Genomic DNA, 16,380 nt, shown 5'->3' on the forward strand with positions numbered 1-16,380 from the left:
GCACGCCTAGGCCTCGACCTCCGACACCTCCAAGAGTTCGCCGATCTGTTCGACCGGGATGACCGCGATGCCGCCGCTGGTAGTCACGTAGACAAACCCGTCTGCCACGTCGATGTCGGTGGGGTTGTTGCCGACCTCGAGCTCCCCGATCACCCCGCCCGACTCCGGAGCGATCACCGTGATGCTGTCGCCAACGCGGTTGGCGACGAAAACCAACTCGCCTCCGGGCAGTGCAGCGGCGCTGGCTGGGCGGGCCCCCACGTCGTAGGTGCCGATGATCGTGTTGGTGTCGGTGTCGATGACCGCCAATTTGTTGTTCAACCCGTCGGTGACGTACGCCCGGTTGCCGACGACAGTGATGCTTTGGTCGGCAACGTTCATGCCGTCGTACGTGCCTGTGGGCAGAACCGTGTAGTTCCCCGTGGCGATGTTGACGACCCGCACGTCGTTGATGATGCTGCCGACGTACAGGGTGGTGCCGTCCTCGCTGAGAGCGATCGCACTGCTCTGCAGCCCGGTGTTGATGATCGTGAAGTCGCCTGTGTCGGTGTCGATCACCGACACGGTGCCGTCCTGGTTGTTGGTGACGTACAGCGTGCCGCCGTCGGCGCTGATCGCCATGGCCGTCGGCTGTCGCACCCCTCCGATCGGTGTGGAGGTGCCAGTCTCGACATCGATTCTTCCGACAGGAACGAAATCTGTTCCAGACGAATAGGTTCCGACGTAGGCGTATCGCCGGTCCGGACTCATCGCGAAGCTGAACGGGATGGCGCCGAGTCCGACGGTGTCGAGCCACTCCCCGGTTGTGGGGTCCACAATCCGCAGTTGACTTCCCGTCCGCACGAAAATGCGGGTCGGGTCGTCGGTCGTGATGACCTCCGTCGGTATCCCGCCGTCCTCGAAGGTGATCACGTTGAAATTCGCCTCGACCATGACGGTCACCGTGGCGGTGGCGGTGGCGTCGTTTGCATCGGCGACGGTGTAGCTGAACGAATCGGTGCCGGTGAAACCGGCGTTCGGAGCATAGGTGAGGACACCATTCTCCAATGCCACTACGCCATTTTCGGCTGCCTGGACACCGAGGATCGTCAGGACATCGCCATCGGGATCGGTGTCGTTGTCCAAAACATCGATCACCGTGGGTCCGGACCCCGCTTCCACCGTCACGGTGTCGTCGACGGCCACCGGGCCATCGTTGACCGCCCCGACCGTCACCGTGACGGTCACGGTGTCGGTGTGCAGGGCGTCGCCGCCGAACACCGCGGCCAGCAAGCCGCGCCACCCGTGTAGGTGCCACCCACTGCCCGCATCGGAGATTGTGTAGGTGAAGGTGTCGGTGCCGTGGAAATCGGTTTTTGGGGCGTAGGTCAGCGTGCCGCCGTCGACGGTGACCACACCGTTTTGCGGCTGGGTCACCGAAGTCACTGTGACCACATCGCCGGCATCGGCATCGGGGTCGGTGCCACTGACCACGTCAATTGTGACGCCGGCGTCCTCCGAGGTGGTGGCGGTGTCGACGACCGCCTCGGGGGTTTGGTTGAAGAAGGTGCGCTGAATCTCCCGGCGCGTCCATGCGAGCAGCGCCCACAGCAACGGCGGTTCCGCGGGGGCCACTGGCCCGGGCGCCAGGAACGGTGCCAGCATCGCGGCCACCACTGCGCCCGCCACACCGGTGAACGTGGTCGGAATCCCCATCGACGACTGCGCCGCGATGGCTTGATCGTCAGCCGACATCCTCGACTGCACCAGTGCACCGCCCCGACCAATGTCGTCGAGCACCAGGTTGACCCGGCTGGCCAACGGCGAAGCAGGCGTCTCTTCGACGTCGCCGTCACCATCGAAATCCGGCTCATCCGGCACCGTATAGTCGACCACCAGCTTCGACGCGAAAGTATCGGGCGTCCACGACGAGTCTGAGCCCGCTGTGGGCGGCTCGATCTCAGACATCGTGTCCAAGGCTGAGTCTTGTTGATTGCCAGCTGTTTCCGGTTCGGTGGCGCTGCCTTCGCCGACAGCCAGCTCGAGGTCATCGCCCTCGACGTCGTCCTCGACGTCGTCCTGGTCGTCGCTGAGCTCGTCATCGCCGACGATCGAGTCGGTCGACTGCCCTATGTCGTTCACGGAGGTATCCACCGATCCTGAATTGCCATAGTTCATGGCGGGCGCTGAACCCGTGGCGTGGCCGCTCGCCGTGCCCTGGCCGCTGCCGTTGTTGTCAACGACGCCGCTGTCATCGGCGGTCAGTTGTTCGGTTGAACTCGGCGGGCTGCTCTCCGATTTCGTTCCCGGCTGCGACGACGCATCCGCGTCGCCGGCCTGAGGGGTTCCGCTGTTTTGGGAGTTGTCAGTAGGGCCGTTGCCCGCCCACGCCGGCCCGATGCCTCCGGTCGCGACTGCTACACCGATGCCCAACGCCACGGCCAGGGCGCCGACGCGACCCACATGCCGACCCGCGGTTGATACCGCCGAAGCGGCTACGAAATAGTTGCTGACAGGAATTCTCCTGTACGGCTCCACGGCCATGTTCTGTCCTCTATCAGGCTCCCGGCGCCGCCGAAAAAGTGGCTGACGCCAATATGAATCCAATAATTTGAGACGTTAACACTGGCATTGAGCTGGGTTAATGGTTTTTGAGTAATTGTCTCGACAAGGATGTTGGCTATCCGTCGCATCTACTCGAAGCGGCGCAACCAACGGACGCCAGGCGGGCGACTACCAAGATTTTCGCGCAGCTCAATATTAGCCACGAGGGCGAGCGCGCTATCCGGAATACCCGATCAATCGCGGCTATATGACGTTAACGTCAATTTAAGCAGTGGTCCAGTCCGTCAACCGCTCGACCGGCCACGTATTGACGATCCGCTCGGCCGGCACTCCGGCGTCCAGCGCACGCTGCGCACCGTAGCCCAGAAACTCGAGCTGACCCGGCGCGTGCGAGTCGGTGTCGATGGAGAACACGCAGCCGATCTCGAGCGCAAGGTTCAGCAGACGGGTCGGCGGATCCCGGCGCTCGGGCCGCGAGTTGATCTCGACGGCGGTGCCGTTGTCGCGGCACGCGGTGAACACCTTCTCGGCGTCGAACTTCGATTCGGGCCGCACCCCTCGACCGCCGGTCACCAACCGTCCGGTGCAGTGGCCCAGCACATCGGTGTGCGGATTGGCCACGGCCTTGAGCATGCGCCGGGTCATCGCGGTCGAATCCATGGACAGCTTCGAATGCACGCTGGCCACCACGACGTCGAGGCGCTCGAGCAGGTCGTCCTCCTGGTCGAGCGATCCGTCGTCGAGGATGTCGACCTCGATGCCGGTCAGGATGCGCATCGGCGCGACCATGTCACGGATCTCGTCGATCACGTCCAGTTGTTCGCGTAGCCGCTCCGGTGAAAGCCCGTTGGCCACCCGCAGCCGCGGCGAGTGGTCGGTCAGCGCACAGTACTCGTGGCCCAATTCCATTGCCGCCAGCATCATCTCCTCGATCGGTGCAGAACCGTCAGACCAGTTCGAGTGCACATGCAGATCGCCGCGCAGGGCCGCGCGGATATCACCACCCCCGAGATCGGCTGCGTTCGAGCGTAATTCGACAAGCACCTCGGGTTCGCGGCCGGCCCAGGCCTGCGCGATGACCTTCGCGGTCTTGGGTCCGATTCCCGACAGCGACTGCCAGCTGTTGGCCGCGCCGTGACGATCACGCTCGGCGTCCGTCAACGCCTCGACGACGTCGGCGGCGTTCCGGTAGGCCATCACCCGGCGGGGATCTTCCCGCGCCCGGTCCTTGAAGTAGGCAATCTGGCGAAGGGCGATGACCGGATCCATGGTTCAAGTGTGCCCGGTCAGGGCCGACGCCGAACCCACGGTTTGCGTGGGCGGCGTGAGCCTCGATAGCATCGATTGCGAATTCGTTCAATCCATCAATTGGCTAGGTCGTAGGATGCCGCATCGCTTTCCAAGTAGTCCCGAGCTACCCCTATACGAAATCAAGGCCAACTTGTTCAAGGCGCTCGCCCATCCGGCGCGCATTCGTGTGCTCGAGATCTTGTCGGCCAACGGCCGAGCCACGTCGGTCGCCGAGATCCTCACCGACACCGAGCTGGAACCGACCCTGTTGTCCCAGCACCTGGCGGTACTCAAACGGCACCACGTTGTCACCGCGCAGCGCGTCGGCAACGCGGTGTACTACGAGCTCGCGCACCCGAAGATCTCCGAATTGCTCGTCATTGCCAGGACCTTTCTCACCGACGTCCTCGGTGGCCACCGCGACCAATGGGAAGCACTCCAGCGCCTGCCGCCCCTTGGGCGTGACGTGTGATCGCCGCGGTCGGCGATCTCGCCCGCTTGTTGCCGAACCGACGCGACTATGCCGAACTGCGGTCGTCGTGGCGGCGGGACGTCCTGGCCGGCGTCACCGTCGGTGTCGTCGCGCTGCCGCTGGCGTTGGCCTTCGGCATCAGCTCGGGTGTCGGCGCGGCGGCCGGGTTGATCACGGCGGTGGTGGCCGGCCTGGTTGCCGCAGTCTTCGGTGGTTCGCACGTGCAGGTTTCCGGGCCAACGGGTGCGATGGCCGTCGTCTTGGCACCTGTTGTCGCCCAGTTCGGTCTGGCCAGCGTCGCGCTTGTGACGGTGCTCGCCGGCATCCTCGTGCTCGCCGCCGGCCTGACCGGCCTCGGCCGGGCGGTCACCTTCATCCCATGGCCCGTCATCGAGGGATTCACGCTCGGCATCGCGGCGATCATCTTCCTGCAGCAGATACCCGCCGCGCTCGGGCAAGGCGTCCCGGCCGGTAGCCGCACCCTAAGCGCCGCGTGGTCCGCCGTCAGTCACGTCGAATGGGCATCCGCTGCGAAAACCCTTGGTGTTGTTGTGTTTATCGCCATCTCGATGGCGATCCTGCCCCGCCTGCACCGCGGTATCCCGGAATCGCTCACAGCCGTGGTTGTCGTGACGTTGGCCGTCGCGGCGCTCGGTATCTCGGTGGCCAGCATCGGCGAACTGCCATCGCGCCTGCCCACACCGGTGCTGCCACATGCTGACGGGGCCGCCATGCGCACTCTGGTGGGTGCCGCGTTGGCGATCGCAGCGCTGGCGGCAATCGAATCGCTGTTGTCCGCACGGGTCGCCGCGACGATGGCACCGACGGGTCCCTACGATCCCGACCGCGAGTTGGTCGGCCAGGGCCTGGCTTCCATGGCCTCGGGTGCGTTCGGCGGTATGCCCGCGACCGGCGCAATCGCGCGCACCGCCGTCAACGTCCGCTCCGGCGCGCGCACGCGCGTCTCGGCGATCGTGCATTCGCTCGTGTTGCTCGCTGTCGTATACCTCGCGACGGGACCGGTGTCGGCAATCCCGTTGTCCGCCTTGGCAGGTGTGCTCATGGTGACCTCGTTCCGGATGATCTCGGCGGGCACCGTCCGCAAGATCCTGCGATCCACCCGGTCGGATGCCTTGACGTTCATCCTCACCGCCGCGATCACGGTGTGCTTCGATCTGGTGGAGGCCGTTGAGATCGGCATCGTCGTCGCGGCATTTTTCGCGCTACGCGCCGTGGCGCGGCGCAGCAGCGTCGTACGCGAGGACCTTCCGGATACCTACCGCCCCGGCGATGAACAGATCGCTCTTCTCCGACTCGATGGCGCAATGTTCTTCGGCGTGGCCGAACGAATCTCGAGCGCGATCGTCGACGCCGATCATCCCCATACATCCGTGGTGATCATCCGAATGTCGCAGCTGGGCATGCTGGACGCCACCGGCGCGCACACGCTCGCGCAGATCTGCACCGAGCTGGAAGCTCGCGGCATCACAGTGATCATCAAGGGCGTCCGGGACGAGCACATGAACTTGCTGACCAACGTCGGCGTCTTCGAGACGCTACGTCACGAGAACCATCTGCTGGACTCACTCGATGAGGCGATCTGCCATGCGCGCACCCATGTGGCCCGTCAGCCGCACTGACACCGAGCGCGCTCAGCGCCCACTCCACGCCGGGTCCCGACCCGTCAGCCCGACGATCCGGTCCAGCACCGAAGCATCGTCGGGAACGGGCACCGCACGGTCGAACAGCCCCTCGACCGGCTCTTCCGCAGCGAACTGGGCGACGTGCGGCACGACCGCGTCGGCGGTGGCATCGTCGATGTCATACGGCTGACCGGTGGCCTTGGCCAGATCCCAACCGTGCACCACCACCTCGGTCAACGCGACCATCCCCGCCACCTCGCTGGGAAAGTCGACTCCACCGGCCCGGCTCATGCCCTGCCAGGCATCGGGTTCACCGAATGCCGTGGCCAGCTCCGACAGGCGCTGCGGGTAGACGGTGCGCCAGTCGTCCTCGAGAGCTCCGTCGAAGGTCGGCGGTGTGTCGGTCAGCGGTCCGAAGTCCTTGCGCGCGGCCGCGGTGAACGCCAGAGCGAGGCCACCGACGTGCGCCACCAGTTCATCGACGAGCAGCTTCTCGCACGGGGTGGATGCGCTCAGCTGCTCGTCGGTCACGTTCGCCAACACCTGGGCCGTGCGTTGGCAGGCTGCAGTCAAATCGATCATGTCCGTACAGACCGGCGCCGCGGCCGGAACTCATCGCTCGCCGAGCGCTCGTGTCGCCTCCTCGACAAAGGCGGCCACCTGGCTCCGGGCGCCGCCCGCGAAGAACAGCATCTCGTCGCCGGCCTCGAGCACATCGTCCGGCTTCGGAAACACGATTCCGCTCTCGCGGATCACGATCGCCAATGCGGTGTTGTCCGGCAGGGGCAGATCCCGCATCCGCCGACCGACCAGTGGATCGCCCTCGGGCAGCGTAAGTTTCGCCAAGCTCACCTGTCCCTGGCGCAGTTCCATCAGCCGCACGACATGGCCGATGTCGATGGCTCCCTCGATCGCCGCGACCATGGCGGCCGGTGCCGAAACGGCGACGTCGACACCCCATGACTCGGTGAACAGCCATGCGTTGCGCATGTCGTTGACGCGCGCCACCACTCGGTCGACGCCGAACTCGGTCTTGGCCAGCAGCGACGCCGCCAGGTTCACCTTGTCGTCGCCGGTCGCGGCGATCACCACGTCGCAGGTCTGGATCCCCGCGTCCTCGAGTGAGGTCAGCTCGCACGCGTCGGCCAGCAGCCAGTCCGCGTCCGGCACGGTGTGCGGTTCGTAGTGGCGGACGTTGTGCTCGATCAGCAACACCTTGTGCCCGTAGCCGAGCAGTTCCTGCGCGACGGAGCGGCCGATCGCTCCGGCGCCTGCGATGCCGATGCGCATCTTCCGTCGTTCGTCGACACGACCCGATTCCTCGGTTTTTCGCCGCGTCAATCGGAACATCGGTTCATCGTCGCACCTGACCACGGCGCTTCCCGGCCGTGGTAGGTGTTTACTGCACGTCAAGGCTCACTGGCACCTTCCCGAAAGCGATTCGAATGACCTTGGAGCAGCTGTATCTGATGCTGCTCGCCGGTGGGCTCGTGCTGTTGGCCAGCATCGTCGCCACCCGGGCGGCGAGCCGGGTGGGTCTACCCAGCCTGCTGTTGTTCCTCGGCGTCGGCGTGATCGTCGGCGAGGACGGGCTCGGTCTGCAGTTCGACAACTACCTGCTTGCCGACCACCTCGGCACCGTCGCGCTGGCTGTCATCCTCGTCGAAGGCGGGTTGACGACGCGGTTCTCGGACATTCGCAAGGTATTGGCTCCCGCGGGCGCGTTGGCCACCATCGGCGTGGCGGTCAGTACGGCGGTCACCGCGGCGGGTGCCCATCTGCTGCTCGGCATCGACTGGCAGCTGGCGGTGCTGCTCGGCGCCGTCGTCTCCATCACCGACGCGGCCGCGGTGTTCTCGGTGCTGCGCGTCGTGCCGCTACCTCGCCGGGTTGCGGGTCTGCTCGAGGCCGAGTCCGGTTTCAACGACGCGCCGACCGTCATCCTCGTGCTGATGTTCAGCGTGACGCCGCTCGAATTGTCTGCAGGGCATGCGATCGCACAAGTCGTCTACGAGCTGGTTGCGGGTGCGGCGATTGGGTTGGGCTGCGGATTCCTGGGCTCAATAGCGCTGCGCCGCATCGCACTTCCCGCATCCGGGCTGTATCCGCTGGCCACTTTTGGCTTTGGCATGGTGGCGTTCGCCGCCGCCGGCAGCGCTCACGCCAGCGGCTTCCTCGCCGCGTATCTGGCGGCCGTCGTGCTTGCCAACACCGGGCTGCCCCACCGCGCGGCCACGCGGTCGTTTGCGGAGGGGCTCGGCTGGCTGGCGCAGATCGGCCTGTTCGTCCTGCTCGGTCTGCTCGTCGATCCCAGCGATCTGGGCGCCGAGTTGGCGGCGGGGATCGTGATCGGTCTCGTCCTGCTCCTGATTGCCCGGCCGGTGTCGGTGTTCGCCTCGCTGGTCTGGTTCCGGGTGCCGTGGCGCGAGCAGATCTTCATCTCCTGGGCCGGTCTGCGGGGCGCGGTGCCGATCGTTTTGGCGACGTTCCCGATCGTCGGAGGCGTGCCGGACAGTATGCGCATCCTCAACATCGTGTTCATCCTGGTGGTGGTCTACACGCTGGTGCAGGGGCCGAGCCTGCACTTCCTCGCGCACCGCCTGGGACTCATCCCGAAGGAAGCCACCCGGGAGCTCCAGGTCGAGGCGGCACCACTGGACGTGCTCGACGCGGAGCTGCTGACGATGACGGTGCAGGATCCGTCCCGGCTGCACAACGTGACGGTCCTGGAGCTGCGATTGCCCGACCCGAGCGTGATCACGTTGATCATCCGCGACGGCCATACGTTCGTCCCGCAGCCCGATACCCGTATCGAGATCGGTGACGAACTGCTGATCGTCACCACCACCAAGACCAGGGCGGCGGCAGAACGCCGCCTGCGGGCGGTGAGCCGACGCGGCAAGCTGGCGCACTGGTTCGGCGAATTCGGTGAAACCGAATAGAACGCCGGAGCCGGTGAAACCGACTGACGGGTTATCCCCAGGAATCCGGACTACGCTCGATCTACGTGAGATTCGCATTCAAGACTTCCCCGCAGAACACCACGTGGTCCGACATGCTCGCCGTCTGGAAGACCGCCGACGATATCGAGGTCTACGAGTCGGGCTGGACCTTCGACCACTTCTATCCGATCTTCTCCGACTCGACGGGGCCGTGCCTGGAGGGGTGGGTCACGTTGACCGCGCTGGCACAGGCGACACAGCGGCTACGGGTGGGTGTGCTCGTCACCGGCATCCACTACCGTCACCCCGCCGTGCTCGCGAATATGGCTGCGGCACTGGACATCGTCTCCGACGGCCGCCTGGAACTCGGCATTGGCGCCGGGTGGAACGAGGAGGAGTCCGGCGCCTACGGGATCGAACTCGGCTCGATCAAGGAGCGCTTCGATCGGTTCGAGGAGGCGTGTGAGGTGCTGACGAGCCTGCTCTCCAAGGAGACGACGACGTTCGACGGACAGTTCTATCAGCTCAAGGAGGCTCGCAACGAGCCCAAGGGCCCACAGCAACCGCACCCGCCGATCTGCATCGGCGGCAGCGGCGAGAAGCGCACCCTGAAGATCACCGCCCGCTACGCCCAGCACTGGAACTTCGTCGGCGGTCCGCCGGAGGAATTCGCCCGCAAGCGCGATGTGCTCGCCGGGCACTGCGCGGACATCGGCCGGAATCCCAAGGAGATCATGCTGTCGGCTCATGTCCGGTTGGGCGAGGACCGTGATTACGGCAGGGTCGTCGAGGAAGCCGCCGCGCTCGGCACCGAGGGGTTGGACTTGGCGATCATCTACCTGCCGCCGCCGTATGACCCCGCCGTTCTCGAGCCGCTCGCCAACGAGATCAGGGCGTCGGGACTGCTGAGTAGCAAAGATTAGCGGCGGTAACGGAAAGATAACGATTCGGCAAAGGGTGAATCACGGCGCCGCGGCGAGACCGCCGGGCGGTAACGGAATTCGCTAGACGCCGAAGCGGACCAGTTCGTCGGCGGTGATCAGGCGCTCGGCCTTGGCCGGGAATTCGCGGCTCTTCAGGGGATGTCGGAACAGTGACCAGGCGATTCGATTCACCCGTGACCGAGATAGCGGGTTGAGGTACACAGTGATGACTCCTGCGTCGATACCGATAGCTGCTCGGGGCCTTACCCTAGCGCAATGCCCTCATCAAGTCATTAGATACCGGTGAGTTGGCAAACGGGGCGAGGCGCGCCGAAAAATCATCTGATGTTTCTGGTGTGACTGGTGTTGTTTTTGGGACTCGGCAGAAAGCCGTCGGACTAGCGCTGCGGAACCGCCGTCGGCTTGATCGGCGCGGGCAGCGCGGTGGTGCCCATCAGGTAGCGGTCCACACCGGCGGCCGCGGCGCGACCCTCGGCGATCGCCCACACGATCAGCGACTGGCCGCGACCCATGTCGCCGGCCACGAAGACGCCGGGCACCGTTGTCGCGAACTCATTGTCACGCGCGACGTTGCCGCGGTCGGTGAACTCGACACCGAGCTCGGTCAGCAGCCCCTCACGCTCGGGACCCACGAAGCCCATGGCCAGCAACACCAGATCGGCCTCGAGCTCGAAGTCGCTGCCGTCGACCTTCTCGAACTTGCCTGCCTTCATCTCGACCTCGTGGCCGCGCAGATGCGTGACCCGGCCGTCGGTGCCGAGGAACTCCTCGGTGTTGACCGAGTAGACACGCTCGCCGCCTTCTTCGTGGGCCGAGCTGACCCGGAACATCAGCGGGTAGACCGGCCACGGCGTGCTGTCGGCACGCTCCTCCGGCGGGCGCGGCATGATCTCGAACTGGTGCACGCTTTCCGCACCCTGGCGGTGCGAGGTGCCCAAGCAGTCGGCACCGGTGTCGCCGCCGCCGATGATGATCACCTTCTTGCCCTTGGCGGTGATCGGCGGCTCGCCATCCTCGCCGAGCACGTCATCGCCCTGCTGGACGCGGTTGGCCCACGGCAGGAACTCCATCGCCTGATGGATGCCGTCCAGGTCACGTCCCGGGATCGGCAGGTCACGCCACGCGGTCGCACCACCGGCCAGCACCACGGCGTCGTAGTTCAGCCGCAGCTGCGCAACGGTGACGTCGACGCCGACGTTGACCCCGGGCCGGAAATGCGTGCCCTCGGCCTTCATCTGTTCGAGGCGCCGATCGATGTGGCGTTTCTCCATCTTGAACTCGGGGATGCCGTAGCGCAGCAGTCCACCGATACGGTCCTCGCGCTCGAACACCGTCACCGAATGGCCCGCGCGCGTGAGCTGCTGGGCGGCGGCCAGCCCGGCCGGGCCCGAGCCGACGACCGCCACCTTCTTGCCGGTGAGCTTGTCCGGCGGCAGCGGAACGACCCAGCCCCTGTCGAAGGCGTTGTCGATGATCTCGACCTCGACCTGTTTGATCGTCACCGGATCCTGGTTGATGCCGAGCACGCAGGAGCCTTCGCACGGCGCCGGGCACAGCCGCCCGGTGAACTCGGGGAAGTTGTTGGTCGCGTGCAGCCGTTCGAGCGCGTCACGCCACCGGTCGTTGCGCACCAGGTCGTTCCATTCCGGGATCAGGTTTCCCAGGGGGCATCCGTTGTGGCAGAAAGGGATACCGCAATCCATGCAGCGGGTCGCCTGCTCGCGCAGGGTGTCGTGGGAGAAGTCCTCGTAGACCTCTTTCCAGTCGCGAAGCCGCAACGGGACCGGCCGCCGCTGCGGGGTCTCGCGCGTCGTGTACTTCAGAAAACCACGTGGATCAGGCACCGGCGGCCGCCATGATCGCTTCGTCGACGTTCTCGCCGGTTCGCTCGGCCTCGGCAATCGCCTCCAGCACCCGCTTGAAGTCGCGGGGCATGACCTTGGTGAAGTGCTTCACGGTGTTGTCCCAGTCGCTCAAAATACGCTGTCCGACAGCGGAATCAGTGGCATCGACATGCGCTCGGAGCATGTCGTGCAGCCACTCGAGGTCCTCGTCGTCGAGGCTTTCCAGTTCCACCATCTCGGAGTTCAGGTTGTCCGGCAGGTTGCCGTCCGGGTCGTAGACATAAGTGATTCCGCCAGACATACCCGCCGCGAAGTTGCGGCCGGTCGGTCCGAGAATGGCGATCTTGCCACCGGTCATGTACTCGCATCCGTGGTCGCCGACACCTTCCACGACCGCGTGCGCGCCGGAGTTGCGCACTGCGAACCGCTCGCCCACCTGTCCGCGGATGAATGCCTGACCGCTGGTGGCGCCGAACAGGATCACGTTGCCGGCGATGATGTTGTCCTCGGCGACGTAGTCGGCGGGCGCCTTGTCGGACGGACGCACCACGATCCGTCCACCCGACAAGCCCTTGCCGACGTAATCGTTGGCCTGGCCGTACACACGCAGCGTGATGCCGTGGGGCACGAAGGCACCAAAGCTGTTGCCCGCCGAGCCCTCGAATGTGATGTCGATGGTGCCGTCCGGAAGCCCCTGGCCGCCATAGGCTTTCGTCACCTCGTGACCCAGCATCGTACCGACGGTCCGGTTGACGTTCGCGATCGTTGTCGAAAAACGGACCGGTGAAGCCGAATCGAGCGCTTCGCGGCACATCACGATGAGCTGCTGATCCAGCGCCTTGTCTAGACCGTGGTCCTGACGCGAGCTGCAGTAGAAATCCTGGTTCATGAAGGCCGACTCGGGCTCGTGCAACACCGGCGTCAGGTCCAGCTTGTAGGCCTTCCAGTGCTCGGCGGCCTTCGTGGTGTCCAAGGCGCCTACCTGGCCGACCATCTCGTTGACGGTGCGGAAGCCCAACTGGGCCATCATCTCCCGCACCTCTTCGGCGATGAACATGAAGAAGTTCTCGACGAACTCGGGCTTACCGTTGAACCGTTGGCGCAGCACCGGATTCTGCGTCGCCACACCGACAGGGCAGGTATCGAGGTGACAGACGCGCATCATGATGCAGCCCGACACCACCAGAGGTGCGGTGGCGAAACCGAATTCCTCAGCGCCTAGCAGCGCGGCGATGACGACGTCGCGGCCGGTCTTCAGCTGGCCGTCGACCTGCACGACGATGCGGTCACGAAGTCCGTTGAGCAGCAACGTCTGCTGGGTCTCGGCCAGGCCGAGCTCCCATGGCGCACCCGCATGCTTCATGGACGTCAGCGGCGTCGCACCGGTGCCGCCGTCGTGGCCCGAGATCAACACGACGTCGGCGTGCGCCTTCGACACACCCGCCGCCACGGTGCCGACACCGTTCTCGCTCACCAGCTTCACGTGCACGCGCGCCTGCGGATTGGAGTTCTTCAGGTCGTGGATCAGCTGCGCCAGATCCTCGATCGAGTAGATGTCGTGGTGCGGGGGCGGCGAGATCAGCCCGACGCCCGGCGTCGAGTGCCGCACCTCGGCCACCCACGGATAGACCTTGTTGCCCGGAAGCTGGCCACCCTCACCGGGTTTCGCCCCTTGGGCCATCTTGATCTGGATGTCCGTGCAGTTACTCAGGTAGTGGCTGGTCACCCCGAAGCGGCCCGATGCCACCTGCTTGATGGCGCTGCGGCGCCAGTCACCGTTCTCGTCGCGGTCGAAGCGCTGCACGGCCTCGCCACCCTCGCCCGAATTCGACCGTCCGCCAAGGCGGTTCATCGCGATCGCCAGCGTCTCGTGGGCCTCGGCGGAAATCGACCCGTAGCTCATCGCACCGGTGGAGAACCGCTTGACGATCTCGCTGGCCGGCTCGACCTCGTCGAGCGGCACGGCCGGACGCTGCCCGTCCTTGAACTTCAGCAGGCCACGCAGCGACGCCATCCGCTCGCTCTGATCATCGACCAGGGCGGTGTACTCCTTGAAGATTGAGTACTGGCCGGTGCGGGTGGAGTGCTGCAGCTTGAACACCGTGTCCGGGTTGAACAGGTGGTACTCGCCCTCGCGGCGCCACTGGTACTCGCCGCCGACCTCGAGCTCGCGGTGCGCCCACTCGTCGGGACGGTCCAGGTACGCGAGCGCATGCCGGGTGGCGACGTCGTCGGCGATGTCGTCGAGATCGATACCGCCGACGGGGCACGTCAGGCCGGTGAAGTACTCGTCGAGCAGCTGCTGGCTGATGCCGATGGCCTGGAACAGCTGCGCACCGGTGTAGGACGCCAGTGTGGAAATGCCCATCTTCGACATCACCTTCAGCACGCCCTTGCCCGCCGCCTTGACGTAGTTGGCCTTGGCCTGGTCGCTGGAGATGCCGGCGATCACCCCGCGGTCGACCATGTCTTCGATCGACTCGAACGCCATGTACGGGTTGATCGCCGCCGCGCCGAAGCCGACCAGGCAGGCCATGTGGTGCACCTCGCGGGCGTCACCCGCCTCGACGACCAGCCCGACCTGGGTGCGGGTGCGGTCGCGGACGAGGTGGTGGTGCACGGCGGACACGCTGAGCAGTGACGGGATGGGCGCCATCTGCTCGTTGGACTCGCGGTCGGACAGCACGATGATCCGTGCGCCGTCACGGATGGCCGCCGACACCTTGGCCCGGACGTTGTCGAGCGCCTCCTTGAGGCCCTGCCCGCCACGGTTCACCGGATACAGACATCGAATGACGGCCGCGCGCATGCCGTGCTTGTGGCCGCGGATTTCGTGGTCGGGGTCGACGCACATCAGCTTGGACAGTTCGGCGTTGCGCAGGATCGGCTGCGTCAACACGATCTGGCGGCAGGAGTCGGCATTGGGGTTGAGCACGTCGCCCTCGGGGCCGACCGTGCCCTGCAGGCTGGTCACCACCTCCTCGCGGATGGCGTCCAGCGGTGGGTTCGTGACCTGGGCGAACAGCTGCTGGAAGTAGTCGTAGAGCATCCGGGGTCGCTGGGACAACACGGCGACGGGCGTATCGGTGCCCATCGAGCCCAGGGGCTCGGCTCCGGTGCGTGCCATCGGGGCGACCAGCAGGTTCAGCTCTTCGTACGTGTAGCCGAAGGCCTGCTGCCGCAATACGACCCGGTGGTGCGGCATCCGCACGTAGTCACCGGCGGGCAGGTCCTCGATCTTGAAGAGGCCGGCATCCAGCCATTCCTGGTACGGGTGCTCGGCGGCGAGCTCGGCCTTGATCTCCTCGTCGTCGACTATGCGGCCCTGTGCCGTGTCCACCAGGAACATGCGGCCGGGCTGCAAGCGCATCTTCTTCACGACGGTCGACGGGTCGAGGTTCAGCACGCCGGCCTCCGACGCCATCACCACGAGGCCGTCCTCGGTGACCTCGATGCGCGACGGCCGCAGGCCGTTGCGGTCCAGCACGGCGCCGATCACGGTGCCGTCGGTGAACGTCATCGACGCGGGGCCGTCCCACGGCTCCATCAGCGAGGCGTGGTACTCGTAAAACGCCCGCCGGGCCGGGTCCATCGACTCGTTGCGCTCCCACGCCTCGGGAATCATCATCAGCACCGCGTGCGGCAGGCTGCGGCCGCCGAGATGCAGCAGCTCGAGAACCTCATCGAAGCGCGCGGTGTCCGATGCTCCCGGCGTACAGACCGGGACGATCTTGTCGAGCCCGTTTTCGCCGAACACGTCGGTGTTGATCAGGGCCTCGCGGGCCCGCATCCAGTTCTCGTTGCCGGTGACGGTGTTGATCTCGCCGTTGTGGGCGATCCGCCGGAACGGGTGGGCCAGCGGCCACGAGGGGAACGTGTTGGTCGAGAACCGCGAGTGCACGATGCCGAGCGCGCTGGTGAGCCGGTCGTCCTGCAGATCCAGGTAGAACGCCTTGAGCTGTGGCGTCGTCAGCATGCCCTTGTAGACGAAGGTCTGACCGGAAAGGCTTGGGAAATAAACGGTTTCGCGTCCCGGGCCGTCCTGTCCCGGGCCTTTGGTGCCGAGTTCGTGCTCGGCGCGCTTGCGCACGACGTAGGCGCGGCGCTCCAGGTCCATGCCCGAGGCGCCGGCCATGAAGACCTGCCGGAAGGTCGGCATGGCGTCGCGGGCCAGGGCACCCAGAGACGAGTCGTCGGTGGGCAGGTCGCGCCAGCCCAATACCTCGAGCCCTTCGGCCTCGGCGATCTTCTCCACGGCTTCACAGGCGGTGGCGGCGTCCTTGGACGACTGAGGCAGGAATGCGATGCCGGTGGCATAGCTGCCGTACTCGGGCAGCTCGAAGGAGGCTCCCTGGTCCTTCAAGACCTCCCGCAGAAATTCGTCGGGAACCTGCAGCAGGATGCCCGCACCGTCACCGGTGTGGGGTTCGGCGCCCTGGGCGCCGCGGTGTTCGAGGTTCACCAGGGCGGTGATCGCGGCGTCGACGATGGTTCGGCTGCGGCGGCCGTGCATGTCCGCGACCATGGCTACGCCACACGCGTCATGCTCGAACGCGGGGTTGTACAGCCCTTGACTGCTGGGCGCCATTCCCACCTACCCTTTTCCGAACGCCGAACGAGGATTCCGCCGGCCAACCAATTCGAGGACGGCCGCTGGCCGTTTCAGCGAGGGCGGTTCCTTCGTGCAGCACTGAACGACGG

General features: G+C 65.8%; 10 protein-coding genes. 4 read left to right on the forward strand and 6 right to left on the reverse strand.

Annotation, left to right across the window (positions count from 1 at the left end):
- Positions 1–6: 6 nt before the first annotated feature.
- Both G6N36_RS20435 and G6N36_RS20440 read right to left on the reverse strand, forming a co-directional pair.
- Complete coding sequence (locus tag G6N36_RS20435) at positions 7–2,523, reverse strand: Ig-like domain-containing protein (RefSeq protein ID WP_163688677.1); 2,517 nt, start codon at positions 2,521–2,523, stop codon at positions 7–9.
- A gap of 285 nt (positions 2,524–2,808) precedes the next feature.
- A complete protein-coding gene (locus tag G6N36_RS20440; protein WP_163688678.1) occupies positions 2,809–3,813 on the reverse strand; it encodes a PHP domain-containing protein in 1,005 nt (334 codons plus the stop codon).
- A 115-nt stretch (positions 3,814–3,928) separates the two neighbouring features.
- On the opposite strand from G6N36_RS20440, the gene G6N36_RS20445 reads away from it, so the two are divergent.
- Both G6N36_RS20445 and G6N36_RS20450 read left to right on the forward strand, forming a co-directional pair.
- Entirely contained in the window at positions 3,929–4,306 is a 378-nt protein-coding gene (locus G6N36_RS20445; protein WP_163688679.1) for an ArsR/SmtB family transcription factor, read from the forward strand.
- Positions 4,303–5,946, forward strand: a complete 1,644-nt coding sequence (locus tag G6N36_RS20450; RefSeq protein WP_372512293.1) for a SulP family inorganic anion transporter — start codon at positions 4,303–4,305, stop codon at positions 5,944–5,946. The genes G6N36_RS20445 and G6N36_RS20450 overlap by 4 nt, the downstream gene beginning before the upstream one ends.
- 12 nt (positions 5,947–5,958) lie before the next feature.
- Here G6N36_RS20450 and G6N36_RS20455 read toward each other — a convergent pair whose 3' ends face one another.
- Both G6N36_RS20455 and G6N36_RS20460 read right to left on the reverse strand, forming a co-directional pair.
- A complete protein-coding gene (locus tag G6N36_RS20455) occupies positions 5,959–6,531 on the reverse strand; it encodes a TIGR03086 family metal-binding protein (RefSeq protein ID WP_163688680.1) in 573 nt (190 codons plus the stop codon).
- A 30-nt stretch (positions 6,532–6,561) separates the two neighbouring features.
- On the reverse strand, positions 6,562–7,239 hold the full coding sequence (locus tag G6N36_RS20460; RefSeq protein WP_163690786.1) for a potassium channel family protein: 678 nt from the start codon (positions 7,237–7,239) through the stop codon (positions 6,562–6,564).
- Positions 7,240–7,394: 155 nt separating this feature from the next.
- Between G6N36_RS20460 and G6N36_RS20465 the strand changes: the two genes are divergently transcribed.
- Positions 7,395–8,891 (forward strand): potassium/proton antiporter, encoded by a 1,497-nt coding sequence (locus G6N36_RS20465; RefSeq protein ID WP_163688681.1) that lies wholly within the window; start codon positions 7,395–7,397, stop codon positions 8,889–8,891.
- A 65-nt stretch (positions 8,892–8,956) separates the two neighbouring features.
- On the forward strand, positions 8,957–9,814 hold the full coding sequence (locus G6N36_RS20470; RefSeq protein WP_163688682.1) for an LLM class F420-dependent oxidoreductase: 858 nt from the start codon (positions 8,957–8,959) through the stop codon (positions 9,812–9,814).
- A 398-nt stretch (positions 9,815–10,212) separates the two neighbouring features.
- Here G6N36_RS20470 and G6N36_RS20475 read toward each other — a convergent pair whose 3' ends face one another.
- Together G6N36_RS20475 and gltB are read right to left on the reverse strand one after the other, a co-directional pair.
- Complete coding sequence (locus G6N36_RS20475) at positions 10,213–11,679, reverse strand: glutamate synthase subunit beta (protein ID WP_163688683.1); 1,467 nt, start codon at positions 11,677–11,679, stop codon at positions 10,213–10,215.
- Positions 11,672–16,267: a glutamate synthase large subunit gene (gene gltB / locus G6N36_RS20480; protein ID WP_163688684.1), complete on the reverse strand. Its 4,596-nt coding sequence runs from the start codon at positions 16,265–16,267 to the stop codon at positions 11,672–11,674. Before gltB ends, G6N36_RS20475 begins: the two co-directional genes overlap by 8 nt.
- Positions 16,268–16,380 lie beyond the last annotated feature (113 nt).

This window comes from Mycolicibacterium gadium, assembly GCF_010728925.1.
Taxonomy (GTDB): Bacteria; Actinomycetota; Actinomycetes; order Mycobacteriales; family Mycobacteriaceae; genus Mycobacterium; species Mycobacterium gadium.

Bases quoted from the DNA above. Each gene is read 5' to 3' on its own strand.
- G6N36_RS20435 (WP_163688677.1), bottom strand. From the start codon at position 2,523: ATGGCCGTGGAGCCGTACAGGAGAATTCCTGTCAGCAACTATTTCGTA.
- G6N36_RS20440 (WP_163688678.1), bottom strand. From the start codon at position 3,813: ATGGATCCGGTCATCGCCCTTCGCCAGATTGCCTACTTCAAGGACCGG.
- G6N36_RS20445 (WP_163688679.1), top strand. From the start codon at position 3,929: ATGCCGCATCGCTTTCCAAGTAGTCCCGAGCTACCCCTATACGAAATC.
- G6N36_RS20455 (WP_163688680.1), bottom strand. From the start codon at position 6,531: ATGATCGATTTGACTGCAGCCTGCCAACGCACGGCCCAGGTGTTGGCG.
- G6N36_RS20460 (WP_163690786.1), bottom strand. From the start codon at position 7,239: ATGCGCATCGGCATCGCAGGCGCCGGAGCGATCGGCCGCTCCGTCGCG.
- G6N36_RS20465 (WP_163688681.1), top strand. From the start codon at position 7,395: ATGACCTTGGAGCAGCTGTATCTGATGCTGCTCGCCGGTGGGCTCGTG.
- gltB (WP_163688684.1), bottom strand. From the start codon at position 16,267: ATGGCGCCCAGCAGTCAAGGGCTGTACAACCCCGCGTTCGAGCATGAC.